Here is a 19,480-nt window from a genome sequence, read left to right on the forward strand (position 1 = left end):
TTATGGTGTTGTACTAGATACCTCTAAAACTTTTCCATTGTAAAATTTATGTCCGGTTGTAGCAAAATCAAAAATATAGTTTGCCATTTCACTAGGATTTATAGGAGCTTGATATCCTGGAAAAGCTTCTTGCAACATTTCTGTTTGTACAGCTCCCAAGGCCAATACGTTAAATGCTATTTTTTGTTCTTTATATTCTTCTGCCAATAATTCAGATAAAGTAATAACAGCCCCTTTTGATGAGCTGTAAGCAGCCAAACCAGGGAATTTTAAACTTCCTTGAATTCCTCCCATACTACTAATGGTAACTACATGGCTATTTTCTTGTAAAAAAGGAATGGTTTTTTGTGTTAACAAGGCAACTGAAAAAACATTTACTTGATAAACTTCTTGAAAATCTTGTTGAGATATTTCTGCAAAAGGTTTGTTTACCAATTTTCCTGCATTGTGTATTAAAGCTGTTAGTTTGATATTGTTTTTAGTTAAATAGTCAACCAAAGTATCAATCTCTTTTTCTTTACTTAAATCTATTCCAAAAGTGGTAATGTTTGGATGGTTTATGGCTGCTAAAGTTTTGGTGTTTCTTGATAAAGCCAATACTTTAAAATTATGATTGGCAAATAATTGAGCCAATTCAAATCCAATTCCTCTACTTGTTCCTGTTATAATTACAGTTTTACTCATCTTCTGTATCTAATGTTTTAAAATCTATGTGTTGATATGCTCCAATATCGGGAGCTGTAGTTCTGCCTGTTCCAATAATATCAAAAGGAACTTCGGTTGCCGTAGTTATATCTGCTTGGTTAATTCCTTCGTTATCTAAACCAATTCTTAAATCATTAATGGTTGTGTTTCTAAAGTCTAACTTTTTGTTTAACAACGCATTGGTGTAATAAGTACTATTGTCTGTGTTGTATAAATCATCACCTTTTTCTAGGTCTAAAAGACTGTTTTTGATGTTAAAATTAAAAATAGGTTCTTCCTCATTTTTATCTAAAAACAATTCCGAGTTTTTTGTTCCTGCAATAATACAATTGATAAAATTTGCAGAGTTTAAAGGAATTTTAATTTCTGACTCAGTATTATCAATAAAATAATTGGCTAAAGAAACAGTACTTTCTGATTTGATACTTTTATTCCAATAATTGGCAAAAGTACTGTGTTTAAAAGTATAATCTCCCCCCTGTAAATAAAGGCTAGATCTACCTGCTTGGCCAATCACAATATTTTCTCCAGTAATATTTGCATTAGCAGTTAGTATGCCGTTTTCTGCGGCATTGTATATTTCTGTGTTTTTAATGTTGATGAGATTGGTGTTGTTATTAATATTTAATCCAGTAGTTGGATTTAAAATTTTTAAATAATTAATATTTACAACATTTGCATTGTTGATGTTGATTCCTTGCCATTGCCCAGGAATTTGATCGTATTCATAATTTAAATTATTGCTTTTAAAAACAATAGAATCGTTTAAGGTTCCGTTGATGTTTAATGTTGCTCCTTGGGAAATTGTTAAGCTTGAGTTTTTACTAAAATGAATGGTAGAACCTTCCTCAATTGTTAAACTTCCGTTTTCGGGAACAATAGCATTACCGTAAATTACATAGGGTTTGGTATTGGTAAAATTTGTTTCGGTAATCTCAAAATCATTATTGTTACTATCAAACAAAAAAATGGCATCTTTAACCAAAGTCACAAGATTTACCTTTTGTAGATTTCCGTTAGGATCAAATAGAATTTTGTCCTCGTAAATCATTTCAGCATTGGTGTCGGTAGCAGATATAGTTCCTTCTACAAAAACAAATAAACTATCTTTTTTAAGTAGTAATACATTCTCAAATTCAGTTCCTGGAATTCCATCTATATTCATTCTGTATTTAGAATTGTTGTTTTCTAGTTTTATTTTAGGAATGATAAGATCGTTTTTACTCCTATTATAAACTTTTAAGATTTTGGTAGTGGTACTTAAATCATTAAAAACAGTGTCTAAAAATAGCGTGTCTGTAGAAAAACTTAGGTTTCCATTGCTGTTAACAGTACTAAAATCTTTACGACATGAAAATTGACATATCGCAAGAAATATTAGTACTATTTTGATGAATGAACTTAACTTCATTTATTTTATAATTTCAATTTCAAATAATTTGTCCCAGTTTTTTCCAGTAACATATAATTTGTTTGTGTTAGGGTTGTAGGCAATTCCGTTTAATACTTTGTCTTGAGACTGTGAAATGGTTTTGTTGTCTAAATGATCTGTTAGCCCGTTTAGGTTAATAATTGCCTTTACAGTCCCGTTTTTAGGGTTTATGATGGTAATAGCATTTTTCATCCAAATGTTAGCATAAATTTCACCATTTACATATTCAAGTTCATTTAATTTGTCCACATATCTCTTATTGGTATAAACTTCAATATAACTTTCTTCTTGTCCATTTTCAGGATTTAAGAACCAAATTTTTTCGGTTCCATCAGATTTTATTAAATGAGTTTCGTTGTGAGTTAATCCCCAACCTTGTTTACTATTGTTATAATTAAACGTTTTAAGCGTTTTAAAAGTATTTACATCGTAAATAAATCCAATATTAGATTCCCATGTAAGTTGGTATACTTTGTTGTTAAAAATAGTAATACCTTCTCCAAAATATTTGTTAGCTAAAGCCTGTTCTTTTAAAACTTTACCTGTTTCTAAGTCAACTTTTCTCAATACAGATTTTTCTCTTTGTCCTGTACCTTCGTAAAGTTCGTTGTTGTAAAACTCCAATCCTTGCGTAAAAGCATCTCTGTCGTGAGGGTAAGTATTGATGATTTTGTAACCATATACTTTAGGTTTGGTGTCTGCTAAAAAAATAACTGTTTTTTCTTTAGTGATGATATCATCATGTTCTCCAATATTTGCTTTAAGAACATGTTTTCCTAAACGATAGTTTTTAATATCAATACTTGTTTTTAGTCCAGATCCAATTTCTTTTCCATCTAAAAAATAGGTGATTTTGGTATCTTCATCAATTGGAGTAGAAATAGAAACGTTTAATGGTTGATTAATTTGTATTTTTGTAGGCGTTTCTAAAGTAAAATCTGCTTCTGTTTTACAAGAAGAAACACATAAAGTAATTGAAAGTAGTAGAATAATTCGGTTAAAAAACATCTGATTTGTAAAAATAAGGTTGATTAGGTAAAAATATTTCTTTTTATTTTTTTATTAATCAAAAATATAGTTAAATTTGCAGTCTCAAAAATAAAACACAGTTAAAACATAGATATAATTATGAGAAAAGGAATACATCCAGAAAATTATAGAATGGTAGCTTTTAAAGATATGTCTAATGGTGATGTATTTTTAACTCGTTCAACAGCTAACACTAAAGAAACTTTAGAGGTTGATGGTGTAGAATATCCAGTAGTAAAAATGGAAATCTCTAGAACATCTCACCCTTTCTACACAGGTAAATCTAAATTAGTTGATACTGCAGGACGTATTGACAAGTTTAAAACTAAATACGCTAAGTTTAAAAAGTAATTTTTTAACTTTTCTGAAATATAAAAAAGCTGTTGAAAATCTTCAACAGCTTTTTTGTGTTTCTTGTAAATAGAAAATTTACAATAGCTCGTTTGCTAGGTTTGCCAGCTCAGAACGTTCTCCTTTTTCTAGTTTAATATGTGCAAATAGTTTATGACCTTTTAGTTTATCAATTAAATAAGTTAAACCATTACTGTGCTCATCCATATACGGAGTATCTATTTGATTGATATCTCCTGTAAAAATAATTTTAGTTCCTTCACCAGCTCTAGTAATAATTGTTTTAACCTCGTGCGGAGTTAGGTTTTGAGATTCGTCAATAATCATAATCACCTCTGCTAAACTTCTTCCTCTAATAAAGGCTAAAGCGGTTAGTACCAAGTCTTCATTTTCTTCCATTTCATCTAAAGCCTTTCTTTTTCTAGAATCTGCTTTGTATTGTGATTTAATGAATTTTAAATTATCAAATAAAGGTTGCATGTATGGAGATATTTTTTCTTCTGCACCACCTGGTAAAAAGCCAATATCTCTATTACTTAATGGAATAATTGGTCTGGCCAATATAATTTGATTGTAAAGCGATTTTTGTTCCAATGCGGTAGCCAAGGCTAAAAGTGTTTTTCCTGTACCTGCAACACCCTGTAGGGCTACTAATTTGATTTCTGGGTTTAATAATGCGTCAATAGCAAATGTTTGTTCTGCATTTTTTGGTTTAATACCATAAGCATAACTTTTTTCAACACGTTCAATTTGATCTGTTTCTGGATTGTATCTTGCCAATACAGAGTCTTGATTATTATTGATGATATAATAACCATTAGCCATTTTTTGGTCTCCTAAAATTCCGTTTTCATCAATATGATTATTTTGGTATAACTCTCTAATAACATCTGACTCTAAATCGTTTAGATTGATAGATCCTTTAGAAACTTTTTTAATGTCTTCTACTTTACCCGTTTTGTAGTCTTCCGCTTTTAGCTCTAGTGCTTTTGCCTTAATTCTTAGGTTGATGTCTTTGGTAACCAAGGTAACTTTAGCATCAGGGTACTCTTGTTTTATCAATAAAGCAGTGTCAATAATTCTATGATCATTTTTTTTAGAACCATAAGCATCCTTAGCGTTGGTACCTAATACATTGTCATGCATTGAAATAAACAAATCACCTTTGTTTTCACCCAAGCTAATCCATTCGTTTAAATTAGTGTGTTCAGATATTTTATCTAAAAAACGAATCACAGATCTTGCTTCAAAGTTTTTGGTATCATTACCAATTTTAAAATTATCTAGTTCTTCTAATACGGTGATGGGGATTACAACATTATTATCTTCAAAGTTTTTAATGGAATTATGATCAAAAAGTAGTACCGAAGTATCTAATACAAATATTTTTTTTGCCTGTGTTTTTGCCATGTTGTAATGTTTAGTGTTTTTTAAAAGTAGCAATCTTTTTTTTGTAAAACAATGATAAAACACCATAAAATAAAAGAAAAAAGCTTAGATAATGTATGTTACATTACCTAAGCCATTTTGATTTAAATACTTACCCCTAAGCATTACTGTTCTAAAGTTAGTAAAAATATTTATGTAAACAAATGTTAATGATTGTTTTTATAGCGCTTCTTTTCTTCTAATGTTGATTTTCATAGCTCCTTGTATTGGTGTTTCTGAAACTAATATTAAATATCCACCTCCACCAGCGCCAGCTAATTTCCATGCAAGTGCTTTGTCTTTGTATTTTTCAATTTCGGCATTTATTTTATCATTTACCATTGCAGGAAACATGGTAGTTTGCGCTTTAAAAGAGTTTTTAAACCCTTCAGCAAATTTTTGTAAATCCTTATTTTTAATAGCATCCCAAGCTTGATCAGCAGCTGATGCTAATGCGGCAACATTTTCTTGATTAATGTATGTTTCTTTTAAAAGATCTAAGTCGTTTTCTCTAGGCCAAAGTAAGGTCATGTAAATATGATCTTCTAGCCAGGTTAAGGTTTCTTCATCATGAATAGATTCAAATTTAAGAGGCCAATATTGATTGTCGTAATAATGTCTAACTAAACCAGGCATACAAATACCAATAGCATCTTGGGCACCAGAGATTAATGTTGATCTTGGAGTGTTTTCAAACTTAAATAAAATTTCGGCTAATTTTTCTGGTTTTTCTAAAGGTAGATAATAAGGCCATATTTTTTTTGCGGCATTTCTTGTAGAAGTAGACATTCCACATCGCTCATTATATTCTATAATAGGTTCTAAAGATACCGTAATAGCTCAACCTGGGTGATATTTAGAAACATAAGGTTGATCTATCCACGTACCAGCTAAATCAATTCTATAGGGTAATGAGCAATTATTAGAGGTTCTAATAGCGGTAGTTGATCTTTCTGGAAGTCCTTCATCAGGAATTCTTTTTAAGTTTATTAATTCTATACTTAGTTTATTACATAGTTCTTGTTTAGATGGTGAAAAACCATCTTCGTTTACTACAAAATAATCTGGTTTTAATTCTTTTAAGTCATCCTCAAAATCTAGAATTCCCGAACCTGTGTTAACAAAAGCATTAGTAACGTATTTTATAGCGTTAATCATGTAAAGTCTTTCTTGTTCAGAATTAATGGTTTCTCTTCCTTTTAATTCTTTTACTGTAGCGTCTGACCCTATACCTACATATAGATCACCATATGATGATGCTTCTTTAAAAAAGGCAATATGTCCGCTGTGGAGCATATCAAAACAACCAGATACAAATACTTTTTTATTCATAGTATATTTTTTAAGTTCTCAAAGTCATTAAAATAGTAGTGTCTCATTAGTAGTATCTAATGATTGGTTTTTACATCCCAATAGTCTCTTAATTGATTTCCTATAATCATAAAAGATAAAACTAATAATACAATTAAAGTTCCTGGTATAATGGCTAAATAAGCTTTACCAGTTACAATATAGTTATAATGATTTTTAATAATAATCCCCCATGATGGGGTAGGAGGTTGTGCTCCTAGACCTAGAAAACTTAATCCGCTTTCTACCAAAATAGAAGCAGCAAAATTTGAGGCCGAAATAACAATAACAGGACCAATAATATTTGGTAAAATATGTTTGGTAATAATTTTAAAATTAGAAAGGCCTAAGACTTTAGCGGCTTCAATATACTGAAGGTTTTTAACACTTTTTGTTTGTCCTCTAACAACTCTAGCAACTTCTACCCACATGGTTAGTCCTACGGCAATGTATATTTGCCATAAACCTTTTCCTAAACTTACAGTTATGGCAATAACTAATAAGATGGTTGGAATGGACCAAGTAACATTAATCAACCACATAATTATACTGTCTATAACACCTCCAAAGTATCCTGCCAAAGCTCCTAGAGCCAAACCAATAATTAAAGAGATGCTAACAGCTATAATTCCAATAGAGAATGAGATTCTAGCACCTACAATTAATCTGCTAAGCAAGTCTCTTCCGTATTTATCTGTTCCTAACCAAAATGTTTTTTTAATGATTTTTGTATGGTCATTTTTAAGGATACTTAATGTTGCTTCTTGATTTAATAGCTGATATTCAATTGTTTTCTCTCCAATTTTATAGTTATTGTTGATAGGAGTTTCTTTATGATATATTTGGCTTCCCGAAATTAATGTACTCCATAAACTTTCTTGAGTTTCTTGGCTGCTTTCTTGTAACATATAAGTTGAAAAACCAGGAGGTTTGGTTTGTATTGTTACATGCATGGTGTTAGCATTGGCTGTACTATCTGGAGCAATTGCATAGGCAAATAAAGCTATAAAAGCACCAAAACTAATAAAGCCAACACAAAGGTTGGCTAATAGGTTTTTAGAAAACATGTTTTTTAAAAGTTGCATGCAATTATTTATTGGCTACTTTTAGTTTACTTAAAGTTTCAATCGCTTCATTTACATAAATGTCATCGTGTAAACTTTTGTGCCAAAACTTTCTTTTATCTCTTAATATAGTATCAAGTTTAATCATGTTTTTTTCGTAAACAGGAGAGTGAAAAGTATATGGAGAATCGTATTTTAAAATGTCTTTATATTCTTTAGCTTCTGAGTTTAACTTGTCTTGTTCTTCTTGATATCCTTTTATGTTTAAAGGGTATGTTAAGTTATCTTGATTTTTCTTAAGCCATTTAGCATAAGAATCAATTTTATTAAACTGAGTATTTTTATTGATGCTATTTTGCATATCCGCAACTACTTCATTAAAATTACTGTAGTAATCTTCATGTTCGTATTTGGCTTTTTCTATTTGATCCCAATTTAACGGAGCATCTAGTTTTCTTTCTGCAATATCTAAATAGCTATATCTATCTGGCATAACAATATCAGAACTTACACCTTTTAATTGTGTAGATCCTCCGTTAATTCTATAGAATTTTTGAATGGTTAATTTTAAAGCTCCTAAATCTTCATTAAAGTTTTTTAAATATTGATTGATAGGAATTACGTTTTGAACCGTTCCTTTACCATAAGTTTGTTTGCTTCCTATAATTACAGCTCTTTTGTAGTCTTGCATAGCGGCTGCTAAAATTTCTGAAGCAGAGGCAGAAAGTTCGTTTACCATAATAACTAAAGGACCATCCCAAAGTAAACCTCTATCGGTGTCGTTTTTAATGTCTGGTTTGTTGTCTTTGTATTTTACTTGTACCACAGGTCCTTTATCAATAAACAAACCAGCAATATCAATAGCTGTGCTTAAAGAACCACCACCGTTGTTACGTAAATCAATAGCTAATCCATCAATTCCTTCTTTTTTAAGTTCTTCAATTTCTTTGCGCATATCTACGGCAGAGTTGCGTTGTCCTTTTTTAGTAAAATCAATATAAAATTTAGGTAAATCTATAATTCCGTATTTTTTACCGTCTTTTATTGTTGTTGTAGATTTTACAAAAGTGTCTTCAAACTCAACGATATCTCTAACAATCGCTATTTTTTTATAAGTATTATCAACTTTTTTTACTGTTAAAACTACCGTGGTTCCTTTTTTACCTTTAATTAACTCAATAGCATCTGTTAAACGCATTCCAACAATATTTGTAGGTTCTGCATCTGTACCTTGTGCAACTTTGGTAATAATATCTCCAACTTCTAATTCTCCTTGCTTGTAAGCAGGTCCACCAGCAATTAATTCAACAATTTTAGTGTAACCTCTTTCATCAGAAAGTCTAGCTCCAATTCCTTCAATTGATCCAGCCATACTAGAATCAAACTTTTTCTTCATGTCTGGAGCAAAGTAATTGGTATGAGGGTCAAACTGAGCTGTGATACAGTTTAAGAAAATAGCAAATCTGTCGTTCTCTGGAGTATTATCTTCGTAATAATACAAGTCTTCAATATTATTTAACGTTTTTTCTCTTGCCTTTTTCTCAAGTTCATCAAAACTTAATTTTTTGTAATTTTTATCTTCTTTATGCTTGTCTTCTTCATCTTTTAAGTCGTCTGTTAATTTACTAACAGTTGAAAACTTTAAATGTTTACGCCAAACATCTTTTTTAGCTTCAAGATCTTTTGGGTACTCACTTGATTTAGGATCTAAATTGATGGTTTCCTTTTTATTGTAATCAAATTTGTTTTTTAAAACTTCTTGAAAAATTGGTTGAGATTCTTTTAACCTCATCACAAAAGTATCTGTAACCTCGTTAAAGAAATCAAACTTTCTACGAATAATTTGATTGTCAATATCGTGATAGTACTTTTTAAATTCTGCAACATCACTTGCTAAAAAGTAACGTTTATAAGGGTCTAAATCCTCTATATATTTTTTAAAAACAGCTTCGGAAAAATCATCATTAATCACTTTAGGCTCATAATGTCCCTTTTCAAGAATAAAACGTAGCGCTTCCATTAGGATTTGATCCCTCTCTGGATTCTTGTTTGGTTGGTTTGTGTTAAAGCTGTAAAATACTGATAGTCCTATGATTAGGGTTAGGACGTATATGTGTTTGATATATTTTTTCATGTAAATTGTTGAAATCTATATTGAGAGCTACTAATTTAGGTTTTTTTCAAAGGGAATTAAAATAAATTTAAGGACATCTGCAAATTATCAATAAACTCATGGTTAGTTCAGTTTTTTCCTAAATATTAATAGTAAATTTGAATTATAATATACGATGTATGTCAAAAAACAAGCCAAAGATTTTAGTAACTAATGATGACGGTATTACTGCCAAAGGAATTAGAAACTTAATTAAAGAAATGTGTAAGCTAGGAGATGTTTATGTGGTAGCCCCAGATAAACCTCAGAGTGGAAAAGGGCACGCCATTACTATTGATGCTATTTTAGAACTAAAACCTGTTAAAGTTGCCGATGGAGCATTGGCAGAAGTAGCCTGTTCTGGTACACCAGCTGATTGTGTTAAATTGGCTATTAACGAAGTTTTAGAAGATAAACCAGATTTATGTGTATCTGGAATCAATCACGGAAGTAATTCTTCTATTAGTGTTATTTATTCTGGAACAATGAGTGCTGCTATTGAAGCTGGAATTGAAGGAATTCCATCAATTGGTTTTTCTTTATGTGATTATTCTAAAGATGCAGATTTTAAAGAAGCAAGACCTTTTGTATATAAAATTGCCAAACAAGTGTTGGAAAACGGTTTGCCAGATGGTGTTGTGCTAAATGTAAATATTCCTAAAATGTCTGAAGAGCCTTATAAAGGAATTAAGGTTTGTAGACAGGCGAGAGCCAATTGGAGAGAAAAATTTGACAAAAGAACAAATCCTATTGGTAAAGAATATTATTGGTTAACAGGTGAGTTTGAGAATTTAGATGCTGGAGAGGATACGGATGAGTATTGGTTGGCAAAAAATTACATATCATTAGTTCCAATTCAGTTTGATTTAACTGCTCATCATATGATTCAGAAATTAAATACTTGGAAATTAAATGAATAATATTGTAAAACAGGTGTTGGCAGGAACTATCTTGGGCTTTTTGGTAAGTGCATTGGGTTCTTTTATTTTTATGTTGATTTTATTGCCAACAAACGATTTACAAAACACATTTAACAAATTATTAGCTAGTGGGTTGTTAACAAAAATAATCACTTTGGGTACTTTGCCTAATGCCTTGGTTTTTCATTTGTTGATAAAAAATAAAAGAGATTATATTGCAAGGGGAGTATTAATGGCTGTGGTATTATTAGCTGTTCTTTTTGCTGCTTTAAAAATGTTGTAGATGAAATATTACTTAATAGCTGGAGAAGCTTCGGGAGATTTACATGCTTCTAATTTAATGAAGGCTTTGTTAAAAAAAGATCCTCAGGCAGATTTTAGATTCTGGGGAGGTGATTTAATGCAAAGTGTAGGAGGTACTTTGGTAAAACACTATAAAGATCTTGCTTTTATGGGGTTTTTAGAGGTTTTAAAAAACATCAGAAGCATTTTTAAAAATATAGATACTTGTAAAAAAGATCTATTGGATTATCATCCTGATGTGTTGATTTTAATAGATTACCCTGGGTTTAATTTAAGAATTGCAGAGTTTGCCAAAAAGAATGGAATTAAAGTTCATTATTATATTTCTCCAAAAATATGGGCATGGAAAGAAAATAGAATTCATAAAATCAAAAGAGATGTAGATCAAATGCATGTTATATTTCCTTTTGAAATTGATTTTTATGAAAAGAAACACAACTTTCCTGTAAACTATGTAGGAAACCCTTTGTTAGATGCTATTGATGCTAGAGAGCCTATTAGCGAAGAGGATTTTAGAAAAGAACATCAATTAAATGATAAACCTATTATTGCTTTACTACCAGGGAGTAGAACTCAAGAAATCACAAAAATTTTAACCATCATGCTTTCGGTTGTTGATGTTTATAAAGATTATCAATTTGTGATTGCCGGGGCGCCAAGTAAATCGGCTAATTTTTATAAACCTTTTATAGGGGATTCTAATGTAAAATTAATCAACAATAAAACTTACGATTTGTTATCTGTGGCTACAGCTGCTTTAGTGACATCGGGAACTGCAACTTTAGAAACAGCATTGTTTAAAGTGCCAGAAGTTGTTTGTTATAAAACTAGTTGGTTAACCTATCAGGTGGGAATGTTGTTGGTAAAAATGGAATTCTTTTCTTTGGTAAATTTGGTTATGGATAGAGAGGTTGTTAAGGAACTTCTTCAAGATGAACTAAATAAAGAAAATTTAATTATTGAATTAGATAAAATTTTATCAGGAGAGGGGAGAGCTAAAATGTTAGCAGATTATCAAGAACTTCACGAAAAACTTGGAGGTGTTGGTGCTTCAGAAAAATTAGCTGCGGCTATTTTAAAATAAACGAATAATTAGTAACTTCATTAAGCTATGAAGTTACTAATTTCCTATATACCGTTTCAGGTATTATTGGGCGTTTTGTTGGGGATATTATTTCCTATATCAAACAAATACATTATTTGTTTTTTGCCAATTGTCATTTTGATAATAATGTTTTTATTGCATCGTTGTCTGATGCATAAGGTGGTTGCTCATCAAATTTTCTTTTTTTTACTACTGTTGTTTGGGGCTTCAATAAGTTGGTTTTCTCAGGAGTTTCAAAATGATTTGAGAAATAAAAATCATTACACAAAGTTTTTAAACAAACAGGTTTTAACCAAAGTTACACTAGTTAAAAGACTGACCAATACCAAAGTTTATGAGCGTTTTTATGCTGATGTAAGTCTTGTAAATAATACAGTAACTTCAGGAAAAGTATTGGTGGAAATCCCTTTAAAATCGGCTGTAAAATCAAAACTAGAAATAGGAGATGTTTTGCTTTGTAATACTAATTTTAAAAGTATAAATCTGCCTTTATCTCCTTATGATTTTGATTATAAAACTTATTTAGCTAGAAAACATGTTTATGCCAAAATAAAAATTAATCATAAAGTTGATAAAATTGGAGAAAGTAATTCTTGGTTTATTCAACTTCAGAAATTAAGAAATTCAGTAAATAGCATTTTAGAGAAATCGAGTTTGTCTTTTAATACCATAGGTCTCATAAAAGCGATGTTGTTGGGAGATAAAAATGATGTAACAGAAGAAGTTAAAACTTCTTTTACAAACTCAGGCGTGGTTCATATTATTGCTATTTCAGGAATGCATGTAGGAGTTTTATATTTAATGTTGCTTTATACTTTTGGTTTTTTAAAACGTTTTAAACATGGGGATTACATCTATGTAGTAATTGTAGTGATGTGTTTGTGGTCTTTTGCAATTTTTTCGGGCTTGTCTAGTTCTGTTATAAGGTCTGTAACCATGTTTAGTTTTTTGGCTTTAACAAAATTAAAAACAGGAAATAGATTGGTGTTAGAATCAGTGATTAGTTCCATGTTATTGTTGTTAGTAGTAGATGCCAATTATTTGTTTGATGTGGGGTTTCAGCTGAGTTATGCTGCAGTGATTTCCATAGTGGTATTTTACCCATTATTTTCTAAGTGGATAAAAGTGAAGTATAAATTTTTGCAATATTTTATTGATGTATTGGTGGTTTCTATCATTGCTCAATTAGGTGTTTTACCACTTTCCTTATATTATTTTCATCAAATTCCATTACAATTTTTATTTGCTAATTTTTTTGCGGTGTCCTTGTTGTTTATTGTCTTATATGGTGGAATATTTGTGTTAATAAAGCTTTTCTTTAGTACCAATAAAAGTTTTTTAGAAAATGTTTATGATGTTTTTATCACTTATTATTTAGAGGTAATTTATTATTTCTCCTCATTTTCTAAATGGATTATTAAAGATATTTCCATTTCCAAAGCCCAAGTTTTATTTTATTATGTATTCCTTTTTTGTGCTTGGTATTTGGTTAGTGATTATAGTTATAAGAGAATAAAAAGGATCTTGTTTTTAATTATTATTTGTCAGTTGTTTTTCTTGTTTGATGGATTTAAAAACAAAGAAACTCCTGAATTATTGATTTATAATCAGTACAACCAAGATTTAATTACGGTGAGAAATCAAAAAAAGTTAATGGTTTTTGGCAAAGATTCTTTAAGCCCAAAAGAGATGGATTTATTAAAAGAAAATCAAATAAAAAATAAGCTAAAATATTTTGATTGTGTGGCTGATGAATCGTTCCAATTCAAGAATGAAAACTTTTTAATCATCAATAAAAAACAATCATATCATTTGTTAAAACAGAAAAAATTGATTTTAATTATGGCTAATAATCCCAAAATAAATTTTGAAAGATTGGTAACAGCACTAAAGCCCAAACAAGTGATTATAGCAAGTTCTAATTATAAAAACAACCAATTTAAATGGAAAAGCACCTGTAAAAAATTACAAGTGCCTTTTTATTGTGTTTCTGAATTAGGGGCTTATAAAAAGTATTAAATTTTACTCTTAAAACTTTTTTCAAACTCCGCCCATTCTTTGTTAAGGTAAACCTCTTCTCCCATATAGTTGATGAGTTTTTCCATCATTGGAGCTTGTAAATAACCTGGGACTACTTGTACTAATTCTTGCTTTTTATTTAAGAATACGGTAGATGGAAAACTAAGTTTACCATTTAAAAGAGCATTGGCAAATTCATGATATCCTCTTCTCCCATTGGCTACAAATTTAAAAGTATGATCGTTATAGGTGATAGGTTCTTTTTGCTCGGCATTTAATTTTACGGCATAAAAATTATTATTGATATAATCAACGATAGTATTTTCTTTATAAGTACTAGCATCCATTTTATGACACCATGTACACCAATCAGTATAAACATCTACTAAAATTGGTCTAGGATTGGTTTTGTTTAGTTCAATTGCTTTTTCAAAACTAATCCAATTGATGGTTTTAGGTTCTGGATTGGCAAATAATAAACTAGGGATAATTAATAATGACAATAAAAATGTTTTCATATAAATGTATTTAAGCTTTAGGTCGATGAGTTTTAAAAGTCTTACAAAAAGATTAATCTATTCCATGCATTTTTCGTACCAAAGTTTTGTTTAATAAAGCAATAACAATTCCAGCGATGATAGGTACTAAGGTAAAAATTAAGAAAAAAGTAGAGATATCGTATTTGGCAGTAATGGCTTCAATTTGTCCTCCTAAAGAACCAGCAACTTTGTTTCCTATAGCAATGGCTAAATACCACATTCCATACATAAAACCAATCATTCTTGCAGGTACTAGTTTACTAACTTGCGAAAGACCTACCGGTGATAAACAAAGTTCTCCAAGTGTGTGAAATAAATAAGCAAAAATTAACCAAATCATACTTACTCTAAAAGTTCCTGCTACAGCATCAGAGGGAATCGTGTTGGCTCCAAAAGCCAAAAAGGCAAAACCAATTCCTAATAAAATAAGTCCTAAACTATATTTTTGTGCAGATGTTGGGTTGTATTTACTTTCCCACCATTTAGAGAAAATAGAAGCCAACGCAATAATAAAAAATGAGTTTAGTGTGCTAAACCAAGAAACAGTTACAACGGTTGTTTCAGATTTAAACTGGTCGTAAATCATACCGCCAACAATTAACCAAATCACTAAAAAACTAATAATTAATATAACGTTTGATGTTTTTATAAGCTTATGGGTTTGCTTGTAAAGTAATATTAACACCCATGATATGATGGCTAAAGGGATTACTGTTAATAAGGTATTTATAATGTTATAAACAACAGCATAGTTTCCAATCAATTCTCTTTGAGTATAATCTCTCGCAAAAATAATTAAAGAAGTTGCTCCTTGCTCAAAAGACATCCAAAAGAAAATGGTGAAAATAGCAAATACAATTAAAGCAATCATTCTATCTCTAACTACTTTTTCGTAGCGAATAATTCTACTAATAACTAAAAATAAAAAAGCTGCTAAGGCTAAAATAATACATTGTGTAGCGCCAGAGATATTTTCATAATCACCAATTAAAGTAGAAGGTAATAAATGAATATTGGCAATTTTGGATGCAGGGTCATCTAACAAATATAAAAGACCTACAAGAGCACAAATAACAATTAATATTTTATCGATGCTTGTAAACGGATTAATTTTTTCTGTTGAGTGGTTTGCAGTATTTTTTTGAGTGGTTAATTTTTCTTTTTTAGGAGTTTCTCCTATTTCACCAAAAAGGGGAGATGATAACCAAAATTGAATGGTACCAAACAACATAAAAATTCCAGCCAATCCAAAACCGTAAGCCCAACCTTTAGTCTCTGCTAAGTAACCACATAACATCATTCCAAAAAATGCTCCGGCGTTTACTCCCATATAGTATATGGTAAAAGCTCCATCTTTTTTCTGAGGGGCTTTTTTATACATTTCAGATATAATAGAGGTCATGTTGGGTTTAAAAAAACCTGTTCCTAAAACCAAGAGAGTTAAACCAATGTACATAGTAGCTTCAGTTTCTAAGGCCATTGAAGCATGTCCTAATGTCATAATAGCAGCACCAATCACAACCGCCCATTTGTATCCGGTAAACTTATCGGCAATAACACCTCCTATTAAAGGTGTCAAATACAATAAACCAGCATAAGTACCAAATAATGCTCCGGCTTGTTCTGCTCTCCAACCCCAACCAGGGTTATCTACGCCTGTAATGGCCATGGTTAAAAAATTAACCAATAAAACTCTCATTCCATAGAAAGAAAATCTTTCCCACATTTCTGTAAAGAACAAAACAAATAGTCCAGAGGGGTGTCCAAGAACTTTCTTTTGATTGGTTTCACTACCACCAAATACATATTCCATATACTTCTTGATTTTAAAAAAAACTAAAAATACATTATTGTATTTTCTTTTGATAGCTAAAATAAAAAAAGCTGCCCATAGGCAGCTTTTTTATAAAGTAATAATGTTTTTTATAACCACTTGTTATAACCAAAAACAAAGTTAAGACCAAATCTTAAGTTTACTTGTTTAATGTCTTGAACAGCTCCAAGTACTTTGTTGATATTATCAGTAGCTAAGAAAATTTGTAATGGCCCTAATTTAGTAGCTAAGTTTAAACCAAAATCAATGTCTCCTTGAGCGTTTTTAATACCAACAACCCCATAAGTTGTTCTGTCTAAAGCAACATTATAACCTAAAGCAATGGTAGCAGAATTGTCTTTGTTTTTTAGATCGTTAAACATAGTGGCTCTAAATTGGTGAATTCCACCTAATTTATAGCTAGCAGAAATATAAGTGTTGGTAGCTAAAGATGTTTTGTAGCTTTCACCTTCTCTTTCTCCGTGACCTACATCATCAGCTAATTTATCTCCTAATTCCTCTATAATATCACCGTCAGTGTCTAAATCAACTCCGTCAACAACTAAGTTGGTAACATCTTCTAAGTAGTATTCAGTTACTTTTTCTTTCCAAGTAATAGAACCGATGTCATTTACAGCAGCTTCAACAACTAAATTAGGTATGATTTCATAACTAGCTCCAATATCAAAACCAAAACCAGTATTTGCTGTAGAGAATTCGTAGTCTTCACCATCTCTGTATCCAGAAACTCTAGCAATTGCATTTTGTGTGTTAATGGTCCATGTTAAATCATCGTTTACATTAATTTTAGCAAAACCATCTTCTTCTGTAGAACCATTTGCCAATCCAATAATGTATTTAACACGAACTCCTACTGCTAATTTATCGTTTAAGAATTGTTGAGTAAATCCAACTCCTCCTTCTGCATATACAGTTGTGTTAATTTTATCATTAAAAAGTACTTCATCGTTAATACCATTAGCAAGTAAATTAACAATACCATTTTTACTCATGTGCCATCCCATGTTTTGCTTTGCATTTACAAAGAAACTAATAGAACCGTGTTTACGTTTAAAGGCTAAGTTTAAAATGTTTAAAGTAACTTTTTGATTTAATTGGTTATAATCACTGTCAAGAGTATTATAAACATTTTTGTAGTTGTATTCTAACTTTTCTGTCCCTGTAACAGGAGTTAATAAATCTGAAGAAGCAAATCCATTTCCTACAGCCAAACCAATACTTGGTAAACCAAATGAGAATGAGTTTTTAGGAATATATACAGGAGAAACGTCTGTAGATTGTTGAACATAATCTCCTAAATGAAAGAAAGAAACTTCGCTTTGAGCTTTAACACTGTTATAACCTAAGACAGTGAAAGCAATTGTTGCTATTAATTTTGTATAATTTTTCATGTCTGTAGATTTAGTTATTAGTGTTTATTTTTAAATCTCCTTTTAAAGCCAAGTCAATTCTTACTTGATCTGTACTTTTTACTTTTACAGCTGTTGCAGTTCCATCGCCATTGCTATCAGTATCAAATACAATTGATAGTTTAACAATAGTAGCATCACCGATTAAAGCAATTTCAGATTCACTAAAAGTAACGGCAAAATCATCACCATTCATAGGGACATGTGCTTCAATAACATTATCGTTAGCATCTTTTAATACGTTGTTAGCATCTAATGTATAGGTAGAGAAACCATCATTTCCTACTGGAGCGGCAACAATAGCTTGAACAGATTTAGAAAATAAAACATCATCATTGCTTTCATTGTCATCCCCTTTATCATCAACAAAATCTAAAAGAATAGTTCCGTTAAATGGAATGGTATTTTTAGTAGCAACTCTTAAAGATAATTGTTTAGCATTATCTTGAATGTCATCATCAAGATCTAAATCAATAGGTTCTGGGTTAAAAGTTACATCATCAAAAGAAACATGTAATGGTAACTCTACATCAACACTAACATTTAAGGTATTGTTAACGTTAAAAAAGTTTGTGTTTCCCGTTGGTGAGTTAGGGTTAGAAGTACCGCTTACTTGTAAATTAAATTCTGTAGGTTTTTCAGATAATAAATCAGACAAGTTAGAGTTACTACTGTTTAAGGTAATGTCTGAAGTTGTAGCTCCTGAGATTAATCCAGCGTCAATAATTGCATAAGTTCCAGTTCCACCAGCAATTGGTTCAATATTATCATCTGTTGGGCTATCATCTGTAATGATTAATATATTGTTATTAGAAGCATTAGTAGAAATACCATCTAAGTTTATTCCTACAGGAAAACCGTATTCATTGGTTGCAGAAAGGGTTAAAATAGGGTTTTCAAAAGTTAAGGAACCATCACCAATATCGTTAAAGAAATCTAAGTCAAATGTTTGTCCATTTACATTAAATGCACTTTGTTTAAAATCTCCTTCAGCAGATTCAACTTCTGGAGAGTTAAGAGAAACTGTATAAGTTAAGGTATCATCTGAACTTACGACATCACCTGCTTCAAAAGTAACAGTAGCGTCAAGTTTAACAGCTATGTTGTTAACTCCGTTATTACTATCAGGGTTTAAATCGTCAAAAGTAAAATCAAAAGTATAGTTATTTAAATCTACTGTAATTGAGTTTTGATCTGGACCTGATTTGTCATTAAGAGTGAAAGTTCTGTTATAACTACCTGGGTTATTAGGGTCTTTTCTTTGTAAAGAAGGAATTGTAAATTCAACTACAGTTTTAGCTTGTGTAGTAGTAGCCAAAGTAATAGTGAATGTACCGTTAGAAAAGTCTGCACTTGTTAATTCAACGTCTAATGAAGCTCCACCTGCCTTGGTTAATTCTTTAATATCTTTAAAAGATTTACTCACTTCATCTCCAGGGACTGCTCCAGGAACATAAGGTGCACTACCTACTAAACCAGAAGATGCTAAAAGATCAAAGTCTCCATTGAAATTTTGATCGTCTACGCTTACAAAATCAGCGTTTCCAGAACCATCTAATGTTTGTGAATAAGAAAAACTAATAATGTCATTAGTACCCGTGCTAACAGTAAGGTCTTCATTTAGCTCTTCAAATAATTCTTTAGCAGAGTAGTTTATATATCCAATGGGTAATCCACTTATAGATATATCAAATTCAGGATCTTCAATTTCTTTGTCAAAAAATGAAGTGTCGAAGGAGTCGGAACAACTTACTATGCTTAAGCACAGTATAGTTGAAGCAAGAATATGCATTCTTGTCTTTTTCATGTAGTTTTTCATAATGTTGTGTATAGTTGTAAT

At 30.7% G+C, this 19,480-nt stretch carries 17 protein-coding genes; 5 read left to right on the plus strand and 12 right to left on the minus strand.

The window, feature by feature from the left end; genetic code table 11:
- From AXE80_RS03820 to AXE80_RS03830, 3 genes are read right to left on the minus strand one after another with little or no spacing between them, the layout of a single operon-like run.
- A complete protein-coding gene (locus AXE80_RS03820) occupies positions 1-684 on the minus strand; it encodes an SDR family NAD(P)-dependent oxidoreductase (RefSeq protein ID WP_068824604.1) in 684 nt (227 codons plus the stop codon).
- Positions 677-2,116 (minus strand): hypothetical protein, encoded by a 1,440-nt coding sequence (locus AXE80_RS03825; RefSeq protein ID WP_068824606.1) that lies wholly within the window; start codon positions 2,114-2,116, stop codon positions 677-679. Before AXE80_RS03825 ends, AXE80_RS03820 begins: the two co-directional genes overlap by 8 nt.
- A complete protein-coding gene (locus AXE80_RS03830) occupies positions 2,117-3,145 on the minus strand; it encodes a glutaminyl-peptide cyclotransferase (protein WP_068824608.1) in 1,029 nt (342 codons plus the stop codon). It abuts the gene before it with no gap.
- Between the two features lie 120 nt (positions 3,146-3,265).
- Here AXE80_RS03830 and AXE80_RS03835 point away from each other — a divergent pair, with 120 nt between their 5' ends.
- The gene (locus AXE80_RS03835; protein ID WP_068824610.1) at positions 3,266-3,517 is read left to right on the plus strand and encodes a type B 50S ribosomal protein L31; all 252 of its coding nucleotides are present in this window, start codon (positions 3,266-3,268) and stop codon (positions 3,515-3,517) included.
- A gap of 78 nt (positions 3,518-3,595) precedes the next feature.
- On the opposite strand, the gene AXE80_RS03840 is transcribed toward AXE80_RS03835, so the two are convergent.
- From AXE80_RS03840 to AXE80_RS03855, 5 genes are all read right to left on the minus strand, one after another.
- The gene (locus AXE80_RS03840) at positions 3,596-4,927 is read right to left on the minus strand and encodes a PhoH family protein (protein WP_068828663.1); all 1,332 of its coding nucleotides are present in this window, start codon (positions 4,925-4,927) and stop codon (positions 3,596-3,598) included.
- 198 nt (positions 4,928-5,125) lie between these two features.
- Positions 5,126-5,734, minus strand: coding sequence for a hypothetical protein (locus AXE80_RS14460; RefSeq protein WP_206208143.1), 609 nt, complete (start codon positions 5,732-5,734; stop codon positions 5,126-5,128).
- A gap of 51 nt (positions 5,735-5,785) precedes the next feature.
- Positions 5,786-6,277: an FAD synthase family protein gene (locus tag AXE80_RS14465; RefSeq protein WP_206208144.1), complete on the minus strand. Its 492-nt coding sequence runs from the start codon at positions 6,275-6,277 to the stop codon at positions 5,786-5,788.
- Between the two features lie 56 nt (positions 6,278-6,333).
- The gene (locus tag AXE80_RS03850) at positions 6,334-7,380 is read right to left on the minus strand and encodes an ABC transporter permease (protein WP_068824612.1); all 1,047 of its coding nucleotides are present in this window, start codon (positions 7,378-7,380) and stop codon (positions 6,334-6,336) included.
- A 4-nt stretch (positions 7,381-7,384) separates the two neighbouring features.
- Positions 7,385-9,493 carry a carboxy terminal-processing peptidase gene (locus tag AXE80_RS03855; RefSeq protein WP_068824614.1) on the minus strand — a complete coding sequence of 703 codons (2,109 nt, stop codon included), beginning with the start codon at positions 9,491-9,493 and terminating at the stop codon, positions 7,385-7,387.
- 158 nt (positions 9,494-9,651) lie between these two features.
- Here AXE80_RS03855 and surE point away from each other — a divergent pair, with 158 nt between their 5' ends.
- Genes surE through AXE80_RS03875 form a run of 4 tightly spaced genes read left to right on the plus strand, consistent with a single transcriptional unit; the run spans position 9,652 to position 13,858 of the window.
- Positions 9,652-10,431, plus strand: coding sequence for a 5'/3'-nucleotidase SurE (surE, locus tag AXE80_RS03860; RefSeq protein WP_068824616.1), 780 nt, complete (start codon positions 9,652-9,654; stop codon positions 10,429-10,431).
- Positions 10,424-10,714: a hypothetical protein gene (locus tag AXE80_RS03865; protein ID WP_068824618.1), complete on the plus strand. Its 291-nt coding sequence runs from the start codon at positions 10,424-10,426 to the stop codon at positions 10,712-10,714. The genes surE and AXE80_RS03865 overlap by 8 nt, the downstream gene beginning before the upstream one ends.
- Positions 10,715-11,818: a lipid-A-disaccharide synthase gene (gene lpxB, locus AXE80_RS03870; protein WP_068824620.1), complete on the plus strand. Its 1,104-nt coding sequence runs from the start codon at positions 10,715-10,717 to the stop codon at positions 11,816-11,818.
- 27 nt (positions 11,819-11,845) lie between these two features.
- Positions 11,846-13,858: a ComEC/Rec2 family competence protein gene (locus AXE80_RS03875; protein ID WP_083194574.1), complete on the plus strand. Its 2,013-nt coding sequence runs from the start codon at positions 11,846-11,848 to the stop codon at positions 13,856-13,858.
- Here AXE80_RS03875 and AXE80_RS03880 read toward each other — a convergent pair.
- The 4 genes from AXE80_RS03880 to AXE80_RS03895 form a co-directional block, all read right to left on the minus strand.
- Positions 13,855-14,376: a thioredoxin family protein gene (locus tag AXE80_RS03880; protein WP_068824624.1), complete on the minus strand. Its 522-nt coding sequence runs from the start codon at positions 14,374-14,376 to the stop codon at positions 13,855-13,857. The two genes, AXE80_RS03875 and AXE80_RS03880, sit on opposite strands and share 4 nt — an antisense overlap.
- 52 nt (positions 14,377-14,428) lie before the next feature.
- Entirely contained in the window at positions 14,429-16,210 is a 1,782-nt protein-coding gene (locus tag AXE80_RS03885; RefSeq protein WP_068824626.1) for a peptide MFS transporter, read from the minus strand.
- Between the two features lie 110 nt (positions 16,211-16,320).
- On the minus strand, positions 16,321-17,622 hold the full coding sequence (locus AXE80_RS03890) for a DUF5723 family protein (protein ID WP_068824628.1): 1,302 nt from the start codon (positions 17,620-17,622) through the stop codon (positions 16,321-16,323).
- A 10-nt stretch (positions 17,623-17,632) separates the two neighbouring features.
- Complete coding sequence (locus tag AXE80_RS03895) at positions 17,633-19,447, minus strand: hypothetical protein (protein ID WP_157359342.1); 1,815 nt, start codon at positions 19,445-19,447, stop codon at positions 17,633-17,635.
- Positions 19,448-19,480: the final 33 nt, after the last annotated feature.

Origin of the sequence: Wenyingzhuangia fucanilytica (assembly GCF_001697185.1) — a bacterium.
In the GTDB taxonomy this organism is placed as follows: domain Bacteria; phylum Bacteroidota; class Bacteroidia; order Flavobacteriales; family Flavobacteriaceae; genus Wenyingzhuangia; species Wenyingzhuangia fucanilytica.

What these genes read in the sequence shown, in the direction of transcription:
- surE (WP_068824616.1), top strand. Translation starts at nt 9,652, where the DNA reads ATGTCAAAAAACAAGCCAAAGATTTTAGTAACTAATGATGACGGTATT.
- AXE80_RS14460 (WP_206208143.1), bottom strand. Translation starts at nt 5,734, where the DNA reads ATGTCTACTTCTACAAGAAATGCCGCAAAAAAAATATGGCCTTATTAT.
- AXE80_RS03830 (WP_068824608.1), bottom strand. Translation starts at nt 3,145, where the DNA reads ATGTTTTTTAACCGAATTATTCTACTACTTTCAATTACTTTATGTGTT.
- AXE80_RS03880 (WP_068824624.1), bottom strand. Translation starts at nt 14,376, where the DNA reads ATGAAAACATTTTTATTGTCATTATTAATTATCCCTAGTTTATTATTT.
- AXE80_RS03885 (WP_068824626.1), bottom strand. Translation starts at nt 16,210, where the DNA reads ATGGAATATGTATTTGGTGGTAGTGAAACCAATCAAAAGAAAGTTCTT.
- AXE80_RS03835 (WP_068824610.1), top strand. Translation starts at nt 3,266, where the DNA reads ATGAGAAAAGGAATACATCCAGAAAATTATAGAATGGTAGCTTTTAAA.
- AXE80_RS03825 (WP_068824606.1), bottom strand. Translation starts at nt 2,116, where the DNA reads ATGAAGTTAAGTTCATTCATCAAAATAGTACTAATATTTCTTGCGATA.
- AXE80_RS03865 (WP_068824618.1), top strand. Translation starts at nt 10,424, where the DNA reads ATGAATAATATTGTAAAACAGGTGTTGGCAGGAACTATCTTGGGCTTT.
- AXE80_RS03875 (WP_083194574.1), top strand. Translation starts at nt 11,846, where the DNA reads ATGAAGTTACTAATTTCCTATATACCGTTTCAGGTATTATTGGGCGTT.
- AXE80_RS03850 (WP_068824612.1), bottom strand. Translation starts at nt 7,380, where the DNA reads ATGCAACTTTTAAAAAACATGTTTTCTAAAAACCTATTAGCCAACCTT.
- lpxB (WP_068824620.1), top strand. Translation starts at nt 10,715, where the DNA reads ATGAAATATTACTTAATAGCTGGAGAAGCTTCGGGAGATTTACATGCT.
- AXE80_RS03840 (WP_068828663.1), bottom strand. Translation starts at nt 4,927, where the DNA reads ATGGCAAAAACACAGGCAAAAAAAATATTTGTATTAGATACTTCGGTA.
- AXE80_RS03890 (WP_068824628.1), bottom strand. Translation starts at nt 17,622, where the DNA reads ATGAAAAATTATACAAAATTAATAGCAACAATTGCTTTCACTGTCTTA.
- AXE80_RS14465 (WP_206208144.1), bottom strand. Translation starts at nt 6,277, where the DNA reads ATGAATAAAAAAGTATTTGTATCTGGTTGTTTTGATATGCTCCACAGC.
- AXE80_RS03820 (WP_068824604.1), bottom strand. Translation starts at nt 684, where the DNA reads ATGAGTAAAACTGTAATTATAACAGGAACAAGTAGAGGAATTGGATTT.
- AXE80_RS03895 (WP_157359342.1), bottom strand. Translation starts at nt 19,447, where the DNA reads ATGAAAAAGACAAGAATGCATATTCTTGCTTCAACTATACTGTGCTTA.
- AXE80_RS03855 (WP_068824614.1), bottom strand. Translation starts at nt 9,493, where the DNA reads ATGAAAAAATATATCAAACACATATACGTCCTAACCCTAATCATAGGA.